Origin of the sequence: Streptomyces sp. NPDC058664 (assembly GCF_042716635.1) — a bacterium.
GTDB lineage: Bacteria > Actinomycetota > Actinomycetes > Streptomycetales > Streptomycetaceae > Streptomyces.
In genome coordinates this window covers 14,364-30,813 of the sequence record NZ_JBHXRW010000053.1, presented here as the reverse complement: position 1 = coordinate 30,813, position 16,450 = coordinate 14,364, and the positions used below count along the sequence as shown (strand labels likewise).

Sequence of the window (16,450 nt, the reverse complement as noted above, 5' to 3'; positions counted from 1 at the left end):
GGGTCAGGCGGTCCTTCCGGTGTCGCGCAGGCTCCGGAGGAGGGTGCTGCGGGGGGTGTCCATGGTGGCCAGGGTCTCGTCGAGGACCTGCTGCGGCATCCGGTGCAGTGCGTCGGCGACGTCGGCGCGGAGCCGCTGGGCGACGTCGGGCTCGTACTTTCCGACCTTGCCCATGTGGAAGGCGATCATCGCGCAGTAGGTGCGGACCGCTTTCGGAAGGAACCGGTCCGCCTCCGCGTCCCGGGAGACGTCGTCGAGCAGGGTGTCGTACGACGGAATGAAGTCCAGCTGCCGGTTGTCGGTGATCTGGGTGAGCGAGGTGGTGACGCCCCGCCGGTAGAAGACCCCGTGCAGGGAAAGCGCGGCGAAGGTACGCGCCTTGAGGTGGAGCCGCCAGACCCAGAGGCGGTCCTCGGCCGTTCTCAGGGACGTCTCGAAACGCGAGGCGCCGTTCTCGAAGAGCCCGGCGCCGTAAATGCCGAAGGGGACGAACGGATAGTCCACCATCGTCACCATGCTGGCGGGTGAGATTCCGTCCCGGGGGTCCATGACCGTGTCGCGGCGCTTGGCGGGGGCGTAACGGATCTGCCGCTTCCGGCCCTCCGAGAGGACGTGGTCGGTGCGGGCGAAATCGCAGCCCAGCCGGTCGATTCCGGCGACGGCGGCGGCGAGGTGGCCGGGTGCGTACCAGTCGTCGCCGTCGAGGAAGGTGAGGTAGTCGCCGCGCGCCGCGTCGATTCCCGTGTTGCGGGCCTGGGCGACGCCGCGATTCGTCTCGTGCCGGATGACGGTGGCGTTCGGCAGACGGTCGCGCCAGCGGTCGAGGATTTCCGGGGTGTCGTCCGTCGAGCAGTCGTCGATCAGCAGGAACTCGAATTCGGGATCCGCGTTGTTCGCGAGGCTGCGCAGGGTGTCGGGCGCGTAAGGACCGACATTGTGGAACGGTACGACGACGGACAGTTTCGGCACTCGGAATCCCCATACTGAATCGAACAATTAAACGCCGCTACGGCGGGCACATTAACGCTCGCCCTCTCCGGGCGAACGATCCGCGCGTGCACTCCGGGTGAACTCTTGTCGTCCTCTGCGGAAAGCGCGCGGAGGCCGCCCGGAAGGCCCGCGCGGGGCCGCCTCACCGGCGGGAGCGCCGGTGCAGGACCCCCGTCACCGCCAGGGCGAGGAGCGCGGCCGTGCCAACGGCGCCGCCGAGGCGCAGCCCGGGGGGCCGGAAGGAGCACGTGACCGTGCTCGCCCGGCCGTCGAGCGGGACGGCGACCAGCCCCTCGTACGCGCGCGCGGGCCGCGGTGCCGCCTCGCCGGCGGCGCAGTGCCAGCCGGAGACGCGGGGGGTGGCGAGCACGGCGACGCCCCTGCTGCCCGGGGGCAGTTCGGCCGTGACGGTGTGTCCGGTGGCCCGTACGCGGGTGGCGCCGGTGGCGGTCAACTGCCGTACGGCGGAGTCGAGCCGGGCCCGGAGCAGGCAGCCGACCGGCTGACGGGGCAGCCGCGGCTCGGCCTCGGAGCTCAGGTCGATGCGCACCGCCCCGGAATCGGGCACGGTGCCGAGGGCCCGCATGGGAGCGCGGACGGCGGGCGGCCTGCCGTCGAAGTCCGCGGACCGCTCCCCCGGGAGGGCCGCCGTGCCCCGGTAGTCCGGCGCCCAGAACCAGACCTGGGAGCCCGCCGGGCAGCGGGTGGTGAGGGTGTGTCCGGTGCGGACGGCGGTCGGCAGCTCGTACACGTCGGCGCCGAGCAGGCGCTCCTGCGCCGCGAACGCGGAGTCCCCGGGGGGCGTGGCCGGCCGTTCCGGCGGGCGGACGGTGACCAGCGGCGGTACGGGAGTGGTGGCGACGGAGACCGTGGCGCGGGGCGGCGCGTCCTGTCGTACCGGCTCCGTGGGTTCCGATCGCACGCGGGTGCCGATGGAGAACAGGACGTCGGTCACGGGATGGTCGAGGCTGACCGGATGCCTGCCCTTGGCGTAGTGGCCGAAGCCCAGGGAGGTCAGGGTCCGGGAGGTCACCTCCGCGGTGAGGCTGCTGTAGTAGTCGGCGCCCTGCCCGCCGACGAGCAGCGCGTCGTTGCCGCCGGGGACCTCTCCCGGCTCCGTACGGTGCCGGGGCCAGGCGTCCGCGCGCGCCACCTCGTCGGCGACGGAGGTGTGCCAGGGGCCGATCCGGGGCGACCAGTCGACCTTGGCCCGCTGCTGCTCCTCGGTCCGTTTCCCGTTGACGGCCGCCTCGCCCGTCTGCGCGGCGAGGAGCAGGATCACGGCCAGAACGGGGAGTACGCGCGCGGGGGCACGGTTGCCGTTCAGCCGGGCGCCGTTCAGCGTGGCGAGGAGAGCGGTGGCCACGAGGGCCAGGACCGCCGCCACGCCGAGGACGGGGTAGGTCCACCGGTCGATGTCGGCGCTCCCCCGGGCCGCCCACGCCAGGAGCCCGAGCAGAGCGCCGCCCGCGAGGAGCGCACCGGGTCGCGGCACGCCCGGGGCGGCCGAGAACCAGGCGGCGATCAGCAGCAGCCCGCACAGGACGAAGACCTGACGGTACGGATTGCCGTTCGGTGAGGCTCCCGCGTGCCAGAGCAGATGGGTCGGCCCCCACTGGAGGGACAGCGTCACCAGGACGACCGCGACCGACCAGCCGGCCCGGACGCGCGGGACGACGGCCCGGTTGAAGGGCAGGGTCAGGGCGAGGGCGAGCGCGGGCGTGCCGATGAAGAGGCCGGGGGTGGCGACGTTCGAGGTGGCGGGCAGGAACCGGGCGAGGACCTCCGTCCAGGCCGCGGGCGCGAAGGTGGTCTCGGGGGTGGGATCGGCGACCTTCGTGGCGAGGAAGACGACCGCGACGAGCGGTGCGGAGAGCCCGACGCCGATGAGGACGGCGCGGACGGCGCGCAGCCCTCCGGCGAGGCGTCGCCGGGCGGGGGCCGTCTCGTCGGCGGTGAGGAGCCGTACGACGAGGACGACGGCGGCGCCCAGGGTGGCCATGTACGCCGTGTAGAAGTTGGCGGTCCAGGCGAGCGCGACGACGAGGGGCCCGAGGACGGGGCGGCGCCCGGTGCGGGCCCACTCCCCGACCAGGCAGAGCAGCGGGAACGCGACGAGGCCGTCGAGCCACATCGGGACGCTCGCACCGGAGTTGAAGGTCCAGCCGGATAGCGCGTACGCGGTGCCGAGCACGGCGGCGAGCGGCCAGGGGCCGGGGCGCAGCCGCAGGAGCAGCAGCGCCATCGCCGCCCCGGCCGCGGTGATCTTGGCGGCGGTGACGGCGTACAGGGCGAGCTCGACGCGGTCCGCCGGGAAGGGCACGACGAACAGGTCGAAGGGGCTGCTCAGATAGGTGCCGATGTCGCCGAGGAAGTTGGAGCCGAATCCGGAGTTCCAGTTGAGGAACGCGTCGCCGTGCGTCTCGCCGCGGAGGAAGGCGCGCCAGTACGCGTGGAACGGCAGGTACTGCTGGCCGAGGTCGACGACGTTCCTGGTCACGGGCCCGAAGGGGTAGCTGCGGGAGAGCCGGGTCGCGAGGCAGAACAGCACGGCGGTGAGCAGGGCGGCGGCGAGCGGACCGACGACGACCGGGGAACGCGGGCCGCGTGGGGCGTCCGGAGCGACCGGTGCGCCGCCCGCCGCCTCCTCGCCGTCGACCTCGTCGCGCACGGTCTCGGCGGCGGGTGGCACACGTCCTCCAGGGGCGCACGTACGGGAACGCCCGGAGTGATGTCACGGGCCGACCGCCATTACCGCCGAGCCGGGCGACCCGCAACCGATCATCAGGCGGTCTTTCCGCGCACCTCTGGTGAACTCCCGATGTCGGGGGTCAGTTCACCGGTGCCGTGGAGACGAGTTCGTCGACCGTACGGGCCACCGTTCCGAACAGGTCGGCGACCGTCGTCAGGCTCGCGGCCCGCAGTACGTCCGACGGGAGCACGGTGCCGTCCGGCGCGGCCAGGGAGCGGGTCGCGGTGGCCTCGGCGACCACGATCGGACGGTAGCCGCGGTTGAAGGCGCCCTGTGCGGTGAAGAGGACGCACATGTGCGTCATGAAGCCGGCGATGACGAGATCTCCGCCGACGCCGACGCCGAGGCCCTTCAGGGTCTCTTCGAGGTCCGTGGCGTGGAAGGCGTCGGGGAACTGTTTGACGACGACCTTCTCCCCCTCCGCCGGGGCGACTTCGTCGCTGATCGCGCCGATCTCCGCGCGGATGTCGTACGGAGTGCCCTCGCCGCCGTCGTTGACGACGTGGACGACCGGGGCGCCCGCGGCGCGGGCGGCGGCGAGCAGGCGCGCGCCGGCGGCGACGGCCCGCTCGGCCTCGTCGAGCAGCATGACGCCGGTGCGGTAGGTGTTCTGGAAGTCGATCATGATCAGGGTCGACTCGCTCAGGCACGGCAGCTCCTGGGGCAGGCCGATCACCTCGCGCAGGGTGGTGGAGGCGGTCACGGAGATTCCTTTCGCGGAAGGTGGCGGGGGAAGGCGGGGAGGAAAAGCGGGTGGGCGGTCACGCGAGGTTCTTCGGGGTGCCGCCCGGTGCGAGGTCGACGAGCTTCGCCTCGATGCCCTGGTCCCGGAACGCCCGCACGAGGGACCGCGTGTCCTCGGAGTAGATGTTCCAGCTGTCGGTGTGCACCGGCACGACCTTGCGGGGGTCGAGGTCCTTCGCCACAAGGGCCGCGTCCTCGGAGGTGAGGGTCAGCGGCGCGTTGTCGAGGATGGCGGGGGTACGGGCGGCGCCGGCGAAGAGGACGGCCGTGTCGATGGGGCCGATCTCCTTCCTGACGCGGTCGCCGACCTGCCCGGCGACCTCGACCGAGGCGTTGTCGCCGGAGATGTAGGTGGTGGGGACGCCCCGGCCGCTGAGGACGAATCCGGTGACCTCGCCGTCCGCGCCGCGGTCCACCCCGTCGGGGCCGTGCAGGGCGGGCACGGCGGTGACCTCGACGGTGCCGCCGGCGGTCTTCAGCTCGTGGGTGTCCCAGCTCTTCATGCCGGTGACGTGGTCGCCGAGACGCTTCCGGGCGCCGGGTGTGGAGAGGACGACGGGTACGTCTTCGAGCAGGGCGCGGCCCTTGTCGTCGAGGTTGTCGTCGTGCTGGTCGTGCGAGAGGAGTACGGCGTCGATCCTGCCGATCCCGTCGATGCCGAGGGCGGGCGCCCGGAGCTTCTCCAGGCCGCTCTCGTACTTCTTCGGCGCGTCGAACGTCGGGTCGAGCAGGAGGCGCAGGCCTCCGACCTCCAGGATCGTCGTCGGCCCGCCGATGTGCGTGGCGGTGAACTCCGGGGCGGCGGCCTTCGCGGCGGGGGCGGCGGACGGGGAGCCGCCGGCGTCCTCCTCCCGGCCCCCGCAGGCGGCGAGGAGGGTCACGCTCACGGTGGCCGCGCCGACGCCTGCGGCGGCGCGGCGGAACGTCGAACGGTTCATGGGGAACACCAGCTCTCTGGTCGCGAACGGTCGGACGGCTCGGAGGCGGCCACCCCCCAAGTCGTTCTCAACGCTAACACGGAATGTAAGCGACGATTACAAGGGGAGCGGGGGAGGTTTCCGACCCGCCCTCCCGCGGGCGGATCCGCCCAGGTCCCCCGTGTTAGCGCTGTTATCGTGGAAGCCATGTCGACGGCCCGAGAGCGCATCCTGGAAGCCACCGGGGAACTGCTCGCCACCAAGGACGCCCTGGCGATCTCGACCCGGGCCATCTGCGACCGGGCGAAGGTCGGCATGCCCGAGATCTACCGCCAGTTCGGCGACAAGCAGGGGTTGCTCACGGCCGTGGCCGACATCGGTTTCGAGCGCTTCCTCGCCGCCAAGCGGCAGAACCCGCTCACCGACGACCCGGTGGCGGACCTGCGTACGGCCTGGGACAGTCATGTCGCGTTCGCGCTGCGCAACCCGCACCTCTACCGCCTGATGTTCACGCCCACGGGCGACGCCAGGCCTCGGGCGATCACGGAGGCCCAGGCGATCCTGCTGACGGCGGTGGAGCGCTGCCGGGACGCCGGGCGGCTGCGCACGGCTCCCGAACTCGCCGGTCGGTCGATCCTCGCCGCCAACGTGGGCGTGTGCATGATGGCGCTCTCCTTCCCCGACCTGTTCGGGGACGCGGCCGTCTCGTACGCGGTGCGCGACGCCGTGATCGGAAAGGCCACCGGCGACGAAGGGGAGGACACCCGGATCGGTACCGCCACCGTCCTCGCCCAGGCCCTGGTCGGCACGCTCACGGGAACGGCGACCGTGGACGGACCCGCTCTCGAAGGGCTGGTCGACGCGCTCCGGCCGACACCGCCGGCCGCCGGCCGCTGACGGGCCCCGGCACGGCCCGGCCGGTCCGGCCTACCTGGTCTCGGGGAACTCACACGTCATGGTCACCCTCGACGGCGGGTTCCTCGACGGCGGGTTCCTCGCCAGCGGATTCCTCGCCAGCGGATTCCTCGACGACGGCGGGCACGCCCGAGGAGGGAAGCAGTTGCGGAACGCCGTCGACGATCGGATAGAGGCGGCGCAGGCGCGGGTTGTAGAGAGCGCCCCCGGTCTCGTCCAGGATCAGCGGCCCCTTGTCGAGCGGGCAGGCGAGAATCTTGAGCAGCGGGCTGTCGGGCTTCATGACCGGGTTCCTTCGGGTGTGGGGGTGTTCGCCTCGTGTCGCGGCAGGGTGAGCAGGACCGTCAGTGCCAGCACGGTGCCGCCGAGACGCAGTAACAGCCGCAACGGGTCGTCGGGCAGCGGCTCGTCGAACGCGATCGTGCCGCTCACGATGGAGAACACGCAGCTCACCGTCGAGCACACCGGGACGATCAGGGACGCCCGGCAGCGCTGCAGGGCGGTCTGCGACAGCACAAGGCCGCTGACCCCTGTCAACAGCAGGAGGTACGGGTAGGGGGAGGCGAGCAGGACGGGCACGGAGCCCAGGAGGTCCGCGGTGTCCACGTGCCCGGAGACGCCCTTGATCGCGAGCGAGCTGACGCCGTAGATCAGTCCGACGGCGACCGCGTAGGCCACTCCGGTGGTCGGCTGCCGATGCCGTCGGCGGGCGCGCCGCTCCGCGGCCGCGTAGAGCACGAGACCGGCCGCGAGGGTCGGCAGGCACAGGGCAAGGAGGATGCCGGTGGGAGCGGTACGGCTGATCTCCTCGCTGGTCTCGTACAGCGAGGCCACCACCATCACGAGCGCCAGACCGATGACGGCCACCGCACGCCGCTCGCGGCCGGAGGGACGCTCGCCGAGCACCACCGACGAGAGGACGAGCAGGAGGACGAGACCGGACAGGAACAGGCCCTGGGCGGCGGCGATCGGCAGTGTGCGGTAGACGGCCAGCTGCGCGGCGAACCCCAGGGCAAGGGCCACGGCCCCGCAGATCCACAGGGGTCGGCCGGCCAGCAGGAGGAGGGCCCGGCCCGGCTGCGCGGCACTCAGCGGCGGCATGCCGGCCAGCGCCCGCTTCTCCAGGACGAAGCCGGTGCTGTACAGGACGTTCGCCACCAGCGCGGCGGCCACACCCCACACCACGGGCTACACCTTTCTCGCATGCACGAGGAGGATGGACGCGAGCGACGGCGCCCCGCAGGCCAGCCGGTCCAGCGGCCGGAGCGGGCGCGGGACTCCGTGGAACGGCGCACCGGCGACCTTCACCACCTCGAACCCGGACGCCGCCACGAACTCGCGGAGCGCGCGCGCCGTGTACAGCCGCAGATGACCCACGACCTCGCTGCCCGGTCTGCCGTGGATGCGGCGCAGACTCACCTCGGAGAACACCGGCTGGACCCCAACGAGCAGCAGCGCGCGGTTGTACCAGGCGGCGAGGTTCGGCGTGGAGAGCATGAGGTGTCCACCGGGTCGCAGGACCCTGCGCAGTTCGTCGAGGGCGCTGTCGGGGTCGACGAGGTGCTCGACGACCTCGCTGAACAGGACGGCGTCGGCACTGCCGGAGGCGAACGGCAGCCCGCTTCCGGTCAGCTCGCCGCGGACGACCTGGCTGAGGCGCGGGGCCGCCCGGCGCAGGGCGTCCTGCGACCAGTCGATCCCCACGATGCGGTGCCCGTCGAGTACGCGGGCCGCGATCGCGCCCGCCGAGCCGTCCCCGCAGCCCACGTCGAGCACGGTCGCGGCCGGACGGCCGGGGCCCACGGGGCCGAGCGCGTCGGCCAGCATCCGGGCCTGCCGGAGTGTCCGGGCTTCCCCGGAGGCGACGGGAACGGTGGGGTTCTCGTAGAAGTCCCGCAGCCCGGGGGTACGCGGGCCCGGCGAAGTCGTCTCGGTCCCGGGCGACTTACCGGCTACGGCCGGGTCGGCTGCTGCGGATTCGGTTGCTACCGGGTCGGTTGCTGTCGAACCGGTGGTTACCGAGCCGGCTGCTGCCGTGTCGGCTGCTGCAGAGCCGGTGGTTGCCGCGCCGGTTGCTGCCGGGCCGGTGGCTGAGCGGGTCATGACGGCCTCTTGTGGTTGTCCTGGGTGGAGCGGGCTCGCGCCGGGGTCGTGTCCGGACGCGGTGCGTCGGCCCCGGTCGGGGTGAGAGACGTCGTCGACAGCGACTCCGCGAACAGGCCCGCCAGTTCCGCGCCTGCCGCGTCACCGAGCAGCGCCCGCGACCAGCGCAGTGTCACGTGCAGTCGCCCGCCGGTGGAGGCCGCCGCCACGCTCAGCCCGCGCGGCATCCGCGCCGGTGCGGAGAACCACACGGCCGTCGCCCGGCCCGCGTCGCCGAAGTCCAGCGCGTACGGCACGCGTCCGAGGTTGGTGACCAGCGCCGTCGACGTCCAGGACGCCGCCGCCCGCCGGGCGCCGCGGGTGAGCACGCCCCGGACGCCGACCGGGAGCAGCGGTGCGGTCAGCAGGCTCGCCCCGGCGCCCATGGGAGCGCCCTGTGCCGACTTCAGCGCGCGGGTGCGCCGGGCGGTGGTGCGCAGCAGCCGGTCCACGGCCTCCGGGTCCGGCCGCTCGCCGAGCAGCAGCTCCGTGTCGCGCGGGTCCTCGGAGGTCATGACCACCTCGACGAGCCGGGTTCCGTTGCCCATCGGCATCTCCGAGCCGCGCGGACGGTCGTCCACGGGCATCGTGAGCCGTACCGGACCGGCCGGCCGGCCTTGCGAGACGTTCCAGCGGCCCACCATCAGGGAGGCGGCGACAAGCAGTTGGTCGTTGACGGTCCAGGGCGGGAGGCCTCCGTCCCGCGCCGCACGCATCGGAACGGGCAGGTCCGCCCGCACCATGCCGTTGCCCACGGCACGGGCGCGTACCGGCCCGGGGCGGGAGTCCGGCGCGACCCGTACGGGCCGGGTCCGTACGGTGCGGCCGGTGGCGCCGGTCCCGCCCGGAGCCGGGCCCGAGTGCCCCGGCCGGACCCGCCCGGGGACCGGGAGGGCCGCCGTGCCGCCGTACTGCTCGGCGGTCGTGGCGAGCACCCGCAGCCCCGATCCGGCGTCGAGAGCGGTGTGATGCAACGTCAGCAGCAGTACGGTCCCGCCCTCTTCCACCTGGACGACTTCCAGGCGCATCGGCGGCGCCAGGGAGAGCGGCGGGCATTCCGTCAGGGCGCGGGCCCGGGCCCGCGCCAAGGCGTCAGGCCCCGACCCCGCGAAACTCACCGGATCGCTGTCCGGTCCACCGGTCAGCTCCCACGCGAAGGACCGCCGGTGCCCGCGGTCGGGCACTTCCCGTGCCAGCACCCGGGGGTGCGCCAGGAGCGCCCGCCGGAACGCGGCCCGGAGCCGTACCGGGTCCAGCCGCCCGGGCAGGTGGACCTCCATGTGTACGCTCTCCGGCTCGTCGTCGCTGAGGCAGTGCCGCGACACCTCGTCGACTGTCGGAAAGGGAATCCGGACCCTGCCGGGAGGGGTGCCGGTCCCCCTCCCGACGGCGGCCCACGGCGCGGTCACGAGGGGCCATCGCCTTCCGGCCGCCAGAGGGGCGGCTCGGACCGGTGCCCGTCGCCGGTTCCCCGCGGCCTTGCCGTGACGACCGGTCCGGCTTCCCGCGCGTCGGAACCGCCGTCGCCCTCATGCCCGTCGAGGGCGCCTTGCCCGTCGTCGCCTCCGTGTCCGTCGTCACCCCCGTGCCCGGCGGCCGTGGACGTCGGCCTCACCGCCGTCACAAGGGCGGCGGACAGGGCCACAAGCGTGAGCACCTGCGCCAGGCCGCTGAACGCGCCCACCCCGTCGGCGACCGGATCCCCGGCACCCAGGGCCGCGACGAGCCCGGCGCCGGCCATCGCCGCCGCCGCTGTCGGCACCAGCACGCCCGGCCGGAACCGCGCGGCCACGGCGAGTACGGGCACGACCAGGGCCAGCGGCCCCGCCACCACCGCGACGACCGCGGTCAGCGCGAGCGTTCCGAGCAGCATCCCCGGGGCCGCGGGCTCGGGCAGCTCCTCGTCGGTGCCGCCGCCGTCGCGCCGACGCCCCGCGAAGGCCAGGGCGGCCAGGACGACGAGCGCGAGCGCACCGCCGATCAGGGCTGCCCGGTACGAGCCGGAGGGCTCGAACTCCATGGTCACCGTGCCGGACGCCCCGGCCGGGATCACCCAGGCCTGCTGCCAGCCGTCGAGGCGCACCGGCTCGAGCTCCGTGCCGTCCAGGGTGGCCTTCCAGCCGTCGTTGGCGTTCTCGTAGGTCCGCAGGTAGGCGGCCTCGCCGGCGCCCGCCGACACCGAGACGGTCCGGCTGTCGTCGGCCCACCTGGTGACGGTGGCCTCACGGCCCGCCGCTCCGTCCAGTGCCCGCGGGGTGCCGCGGGTCAGCGTGACGTCGGTGATCACCAGCGGACCCGCGTCACTCGCCTCCACCTCGTGATCGCCGGACGGAAGCTCCAGGGTGCCGTCCTTCTCCTCGCCCGCGCAGAGGGTGACGGTGACGGGGCGCCGCTCGGTGAGGTCCCGGACGAGTCCGGAGGCCTTCGTCTTGTGCAGGACGCCGCCCACGGCGAGGTCCGGGCCCCCACCGCACGGCAGCGAGAAGCGCGCGGACGGCTTCGGCCTCGGCACCCGCAGATCGGCCAGTGCGGGAACGTGCACCTCGCTCAGCCCGACGGGCAGCTGCAACTGCGCGTCCGCCACCGGGTTGTGGACGGTGAGCGGCGCGACCCTGGTGATGGTGATGTCGAGCCGGTTCGTCTCGATCGCCGGGAAGTGGACCCACCCGTTCTCGTCCACGTCGGCCACCGCGGCGCCGTGCGGGGAGCTGATCATCACCTGCTCGGGCCGGGTGGACACCCCGCCCGCCGCCGCGAGGACGATCTCGTCGATCTTCTTCATCCCGGTCCAGCTCAGGTGGACGACCGGCCGGTCGCCCGCGATCCAGGCGGTCGTCAGATCGCCGTCGACCAGGTTGCGGGCGCCGAGTGACGTGCCGTCACGGCTGGTGGAGTCCACGGCGGCCGTCAGCCGGTTCTTCGATCCGGGGGCCGAGCGGTCGAGCAGTTCGTCCAGCGCGCCGCCGGGCACGGCGACGGCTCGCGCCGACACCTCGTACTCGCCCGACTCCTCGGTGCTGAACCGCCGGTGCAGTCCCACCTCGACCGACGAGGGCGACAGGCCGCCCGCGTCGGTGCCGCGGTGCAGGGAGTACACGGTCGCCGCCGCGTCGGTCCGCTCCGCGTCGGCGGGCAGCGCCAGCATGCGGGTCACCTGCACGTCCGGGATCGACACCTCGGAGAAGCCGGCGCCGGAGAGACCCGGGCGCGCCTGCTGCGCGGCGAGGACGGTGATCCTCATCCAGGAGGCCTCACCGACGGGGGCCTTGACGGTCTGCGGCAGGCCGTTCGTCCGCAGGGGGCTGTCGGCCGAACCGCGGTCGGTCTCGATCCGCACCTGTGTGGGCGCCGCGCGCATGGCGTCGCCCGGCAGGGGGGTCAGCTGGAGGGAGGCCGGGATGTCGGTCGGCCGGGAGAAGTCCACCCGGAGCCACTGTCCGACCGGCTCGCCGGGACTGCCCTCGGCCCACGCGGTGTCCGGGTTGCCGTCGAAGGCGTTCACCGGGTCGTACTGCGGCAGGTGGAACAGCCAGTTGCCGCTGCTGGAGGCCGTCACGGCCTCGGCGCCGCGCAGCACCGCCGTCGTCTGGTGGTCGGTGCCCTCCGACGGCAGGATCTGCTTGGGCTTCTCGCCCGGGTTCTGCATGCTGTCGGGGTGGTTGCGCTCGTCCGCGGTGTAGGTGTACGAGGTGTTGTTGTTGACCAGGCCGAACCGGGTGTCGGCTCGGCGCAGCCCGTCCGCGACCGCCTTCACCGGTGCGACGACGCCCTTGGGAAGCGTGTCCCCGGCCAGTACGGCCGGCCTGTCCGCCATCGAGGGATCGGCGGACAGCTGGAGCAGCGATTCGGGTCCGCCACTGACCACGGCCGTGTCGGCCACGGCCGAGACACCGACCCTGCCGGGCCGCCCGGCGTCCTGCGGCTGGTAGATCTCCACGGCCTGGAGCCGCGGATAGAGCCCCTGCACCTGGAGCGGGGTGTCGGCGGCGATGCGTCCGCCGGTCACCAGCGGGCCGAACCCGGTGACCTTGCGGTAGCCGGACGACTCCAGGGTCCGCTTCACCGTCTGCGGCGGGACGTAGCCGATCTGGTCGGGGTCGAGGTCGTTGCGGACGACCACCTCGTGCATGCCGGCCCGTGCGAGGTACGCCCGAAGGCCCGGAACCTCGGTGCCGGACAGCAGCGCCTGCTCGACGGCGTCCGTCATACGGCGTGCTCCGGGGGTGCCGAAGGGGACGAAGTCCCGCTGCGCCCAGGGGGTCTCGGCCAGCACGTCGAACGGCTGGTCGATGGGGGAACCCCAGGTGTAGATGCCGTGCGCCGTCGCCGGGACGACCAGGGCCCGGGTGTTCGGGGCGTTGTCCTCGAGCCAGCCGGCGGCCTTCTCCCAGTGGGTGGGCAGTTTGGTGAACGCCCCGGGCTGGAGGATCGAGCCGTTGACGTACGGGAGCGCCAGACCGGGCAGTACGAGGACCGCCGCTGTCGCGGGCACCCAGCGGCGACCATGGAGTGCGCGGAGTGCGCGGGAGCCTCTGCTCCCGGACAGCACGGCCGTCAGATGGGCCAGTCCGAGGACGAGCGCGAGGGCGAGTCCCGGCTGGAACTTGTAGATGTTGCGGAACGGCTTCAACGGCCCGTTCAGCCAGTCCTGGACGGCGCCGTGGAACGGGCCGCCGAAGGATCCGCCGTACCCGGCGAGCGCGATCAGGACGACGGCCAGGACGGTCAGGAGCAGCCAGCGGCGCTCCGGCAGGTCCCGTCGGGCCAGGCCCGCGAGACCGAGCGCCGCGGCGAACGCCGAAGCGAGGACGGTGATGACGGAGGTCGCGACGGTCCAGCCGGCCGGCAGCCACGCCTCACCGAAGTGCAGATAGGCCACCCAGTTCCCGGCGCCGCGCAGCAGCTCGGTCGCGGACATGGTGGCGGTGGTGGTGTCGGCCTGCTCGACGTACGGCATGAAGTTCTCGCCGTACGCGCCGAGCAGGAGCAGCGGCACCACCCACCACACGGTGGCGAGCACGACGCCCGGTATCCACCAGCCGAGCAGCGCGCGCCGGCGCCGGCCGGGCGGGCGGCTGAGGAGGTACAGGCCCACGGGCAGCAGCGCGGCCAGTGTCGAGGCGGCGTTCACGCCGCCCATGAAGGGGATCAGCAGGGCCGACCGTGCGGCGGCCTTCCGGGGGCTGTACGCCGCGGAGGTCAGCGGCAGCAGCACCCAGGGCAGCAGGGCGCCGGGCAGCGCGGCGGCGGAGGTCGAGCCGACGACGATCGTGAAGGTGGGCCACAGCGCGTAGGCCACGGCGCCGAGGACCCGGGACGCGGGCGTCCCCACGCGCAGCCGCTCGGCGAGCCGGAGCGCGCCCCAGAAGGCGGCGGTCACGATGATGGAGAGCCAGAGCCGTTCGGCCAGCCAGACCGGCACCTGCAGCAGGTCCATGAGCGCGTAGTAAGGGAGCGCCGGGAAGGCGTAGCCGACGTACTGGTTGGCTATGCCGCCGAGGCCGACGTTCCCGTTCCACAGCGAGCCGAGGTCGCCGAGGAAGCGCCAGGGGTCGAGGGCGACGCCGAGTTTGGTCTCGAACGTCATCTTCCCGGGTGACACCGCGAGGAACGCCACCAGGACGACGGCCCAGAAGCCGAACAGCAGGCGTCGTCCGCGCGGTTCGCCGGACGCCTCCGCCGGCGTCGGGCCTGGCTGCGGCACCCGGGTGGGTGCCTGGACCGTAGTGGTCATGACCGTTCCTCGCTTCGCATGCTCATGGGCTTCGCCTGAGAATCAGCAGCAGATTCCAGGTGGCGATCTCGCGGAGTCCCGGCACCCGGGTGATCGTGCTCGCGAGGAACGGCCAGTAGCGTGACCGCGCGGTCACGACCTGCACGTCGTCGCGACCGCGGACGTGCCGCAGGGTGGAACCGATGTGGACGGGGAAGAGGTTCTCCCCGAGTGTGTGCTTGGCCGGGCGGCCGGTGCGCCGCTCGTAGCGCGCGCGGGCCCGGTCGGCCCCGAGGTAGTGCCACGGCGCGGTCTCGTGACCGCCCCAGGGCGAGAGCCAGTTGGTGAACGACAGGTAGATCAGTCCGCCGGGGCGGGTGACCCGTGCCATCTCGCTGATGAACGTCTGCGGGTCCGCCACGTGCTCGAGCACGTTGGACGAGAAGCACACGTCCGCGGCACCGTCGGCGAGCGGCAGCAGATATCCGTCGGCGAGGACCGCGTCCTCGGTGGTACGGCCGCGGGCGCTCAGCTCCCGCGGGTCGGGCTCGAAGAGGTAGCTGTGCGCGCCACGGCGGCGGAACTCCTCGGTGAAGTGGCCGCTGCCGCCGCCGACGTCGACGACGATCTTGCCGGTCAGGTCGACATGGCGTGCCACCTGCGCGACCGAGTCACGGGCCAGCAGGGTGTAGCACCGCTCGGGATCGCTGGGTTCGCGCATGAACGCCCGGAAGAGGGCGGCCGATCGCCTCAGCGACGGGTCCTTGAACCCGTGTTCGGGGATGCCGGCCGACGGATCCCCGGAACCGTGTCCGGTGGTCCCGGCCGGCGGATCCTCGAACCCTCGACCGGTGGTCCCGGCCGACGGGTCCTCGAGTCCGCGTTCGGTGGTCTCAGCCATGGACGCTCCTGCCGCGTCCCGGGGAGGTGGTGCGGGCCGCGGCCTCGGCGGCGACCGCCTGGAACTGACGGACCGTCGCGCTCCAGCGGAAGCGCTTGGCGCGCTGCGCGGCGGCACGCCCCATGGCCGCGCGCCGCTCGGTGCTGAGGGACAGGGCGCACCACGCGGCGGCGAACGAGCTCTCGCCCCGGGCGAGCACCCCGGTCTCCCCGTCCTCGACGGAGTCGCGCAGGCCGGGTATGTCGAATCCGATCGCGGGGGTGGCCCGCGCGGCCGCCTCGGTGACGACAAGCCCCCAGCCTTCGACGAGGGAGGGGTGCAGCAGCAGCCACGCCTCGCACATCAGCCGGTGCTTCTCGGTTTCCGACACCCGGCCGGCGAACGTCACGGAGGGACCGGCCATCGCTTCGAGCCGCTCCCGTTCGGGGCCGTCCCCCACGATGACGAGTCGGCCGCCGGTGACGGGGCGCACCCGTTCCCACAGCCGCAGGAGCAGGTCGACGCGCTTGTACTCCACCAGTCGGCCGACGGCCAGGAACAGCGGTTCCTTCGCCTCGGGCAGCAGGGGGGCGGGTTCCTCGACGCCGTTGTTGACGATCCGGATGCGGTCCGGTGCCACGCCGATGGCGCGCAGCTCGGCGGCGGTCGACTCGGAGACGGCCACCATCAGGTTGTCGCGATGGGTGCCTGCCAGGGCCCAGTGCTCCAGCCTGCGTCCGAGCCGTGCCGCCGGGCCCGGGTAACGCATCTGCCAGAGATCGGTGTGTACGTGGTTGACCAGGCACAACGTGGGCCCACGGTGCCACAGCGGCGCCAGGTACGGCATGCCGTTGCACACTTCGACCAGGAGGTCGCAGTTGCCGACCTCGCGGGCGAAGGTCGACCTGGCGTGCAGGAAGTGACTCGCGTCGCCTCCCGCGGAGACCACCCGGTAGTCGCGTACGGCGGCCGGGCCGCCGCACACGAGCGTGACCTCGTGACCGCCGGCGGTCAGACCGCCGGCTATCCGGTCGATGAGCAGTTCCGAGCCGCCGGCGGCCCGGTTGGCCAGATCGCGGCGGGCGAGGAAGGTGATCCGACGCGGCACGGGCGCTCCGGAGGACGCGACGTGCGGGTCGGGGACGAACGGGTCGACGTGCGGGTCGGTGACCTGCGGGTCGGTGAAGGGGCTGCCGGTGCGTGCTTGAGCGGGGACGGAACGGGAGTCCTTCTGGCCCGGGGCCAGAGCGGACGAGCGCTGGGGCATAGAGGTGCTCCAACTCGGCGGCTGCGGGTGGGATGCGCACGGGGATGCGCATGTCGGTCTGCCGGGCTTCCGGGGATGAAGCGCTGGGCTGGCTCGTACGGGGGTACTGCGGGTGCCGCGGTGGGCGGGC

12 protein-coding genes are annotated in these 16,450 nt (G+C 73.2%); 1 reads left to right on the top strand and 11 read right to left on the bottom strand.

Annotation, left to right across the window (positions count from 1 at the left end; genetic code table 11):
* Positions 1 to 3: 3 nt before the first annotated feature.
* The 4 genes from ACFWUY_RS31810 to ACFWUY_RS31795 all read right to left on the bottom strand — a co-directional run bounded on the left by ACFWUY_RS31810 (position 4) and on the right by ACFWUY_RS31795 (position 5,424).
* On the bottom strand, positions 4 to 969 hold the full coding sequence (locus tag ACFWUY_RS31810) for a glycosyltransferase family 2 protein (RefSeq protein WP_384117872.1): 966 nt from the start codon (positions 967 to 969) through the stop codon (positions 4 to 6).
* 163 nt (positions 970 to 1,132) lie between these two features.
* Positions 1,133 to 3,682 carry a YfhO family protein gene (locus ACFWUY_RS31805; protein WP_384117869.1) on the bottom strand — a complete coding sequence of 850 codons (2,550 nt, stop codon included), beginning with the start codon at positions 3,680 to 3,682 and terminating at the stop codon, positions 1,133 to 1,135.
* Between the two features lie 139 nt (positions 3,683 to 3,821).
* Positions 3,822 to 4,445: an isochorismatase family protein gene (locus tag ACFWUY_RS31800; RefSeq protein ID WP_384117862.1), complete on the bottom strand. Its 624-nt coding sequence runs from the start codon at positions 4,443 to 4,445 to the stop codon at positions 3,822 to 3,824.
* A gap of 58 nt (positions 4,446 to 4,503) precedes the next feature.
* A complete protein-coding gene (locus tag ACFWUY_RS31795; RefSeq protein WP_384117854.1) occupies positions 4,504 to 5,424 on the bottom strand; it encodes an MBL fold metallo-hydrolase in 921 nt (306 codons plus the stop codon).
* Positions 5,425 to 5,610: 186 nt separating this feature from the next.
* Here ACFWUY_RS31795 and ACFWUY_RS31790 point away from each other — a divergent pair, with 186 nt between their 5' ends.
* Positions 5,611 to 6,300 (top strand): TetR/AcrR family transcriptional regulator, encoded by a 690-nt coding sequence (locus ACFWUY_RS31790; RefSeq protein WP_384117849.1) that lies wholly within the window; start codon positions 5,611 to 5,613, stop codon positions 6,298 to 6,300.
* Between the two features lie 49 nt (positions 6,301 to 6,349).
* Here ACFWUY_RS31790 and ACFWUY_RS31785 read toward each other — a convergent pair whose 3' ends face one another.
* The 7 genes from ACFWUY_RS31785 to ACFWUY_RS31755 all read right to left on the bottom strand — a co-directional run bounded on the left by ACFWUY_RS31785 (position 6,350) and on the right by ACFWUY_RS31755 (position 16,320).
* Positions 6,350 to 6,601 carry a Trm112 family protein gene (locus tag ACFWUY_RS31785; RefSeq protein ID WP_384117846.1) on the bottom strand — a complete coding sequence of 84 codons (252 nt, stop codon included), beginning with the start codon at positions 6,599 to 6,601 and terminating at the stop codon, positions 6,350 to 6,352.
* A complete protein-coding gene (locus ACFWUY_RS31780) occupies positions 6,598 to 7,503 on the bottom strand; it encodes a DMT family transporter (RefSeq protein WP_384117843.1) in 906 nt (301 codons plus the stop codon). The genes ACFWUY_RS31785 and ACFWUY_RS31780 overlap by 4 nt, the downstream gene beginning before the upstream one ends.
* A 3-nt stretch (positions 7,504 to 7,506) precedes the next feature.
* The gene (locus ACFWUY_RS31775) at positions 7,507 to 8,421 is read right to left on the bottom strand and encodes a class I SAM-dependent methyltransferase (protein ID WP_384117840.1); all 915 of its coding nucleotides are present in this window, start codon (positions 8,419 to 8,421) and stop codon (positions 7,507 to 7,509) included.
* Complete coding sequence (locus ACFWUY_RS31770; protein ID WP_384117837.1) at positions 8,418 to 9,785, bottom strand: condensation protein; 1,368 nt, start codon at positions 9,783 to 9,785, stop codon at positions 8,418 to 8,420. Before ACFWUY_RS31770 ends, ACFWUY_RS31775 begins: the two co-directional genes overlap by 4 nt.
* A gap of 80 nt (positions 9,786 to 9,865) precedes the next feature.
* Positions 9,866 to 14,194 carry an alpha-(1->3)-arabinofuranosyltransferase family protein gene (locus tag ACFWUY_RS31765; protein ID WP_384117834.1) on the bottom strand — a complete coding sequence of 1,443 codons (4,329 nt, stop codon included), beginning with the start codon at positions 14,192 to 14,194 and terminating at the stop codon, positions 9,866 to 9,868.
* A gap of 22 nt (positions 14,195 to 14,216) precedes the next feature.
* Positions 14,217 to 14,894 carry a class I SAM-dependent methyltransferase gene (locus ACFWUY_RS31760; protein WP_384117950.1) on the bottom strand — a complete coding sequence of 226 codons (678 nt, stop codon included), beginning with the start codon at positions 14,892 to 14,894 and terminating at the stop codon, positions 14,217 to 14,219.
* Between the two features lie 172 nt (positions 14,895 to 15,066).
* Positions 15,067 to 16,320: a glycosyltransferase family 4 protein gene (locus tag ACFWUY_RS31755; protein ID WP_384117831.1), complete on the bottom strand. Its 1,254-nt coding sequence runs from the start codon at positions 16,318 to 16,320 to the stop codon at positions 15,067 to 15,069.
* Positions 16,321 to 16,450: the final 130 nt, after the last annotated feature.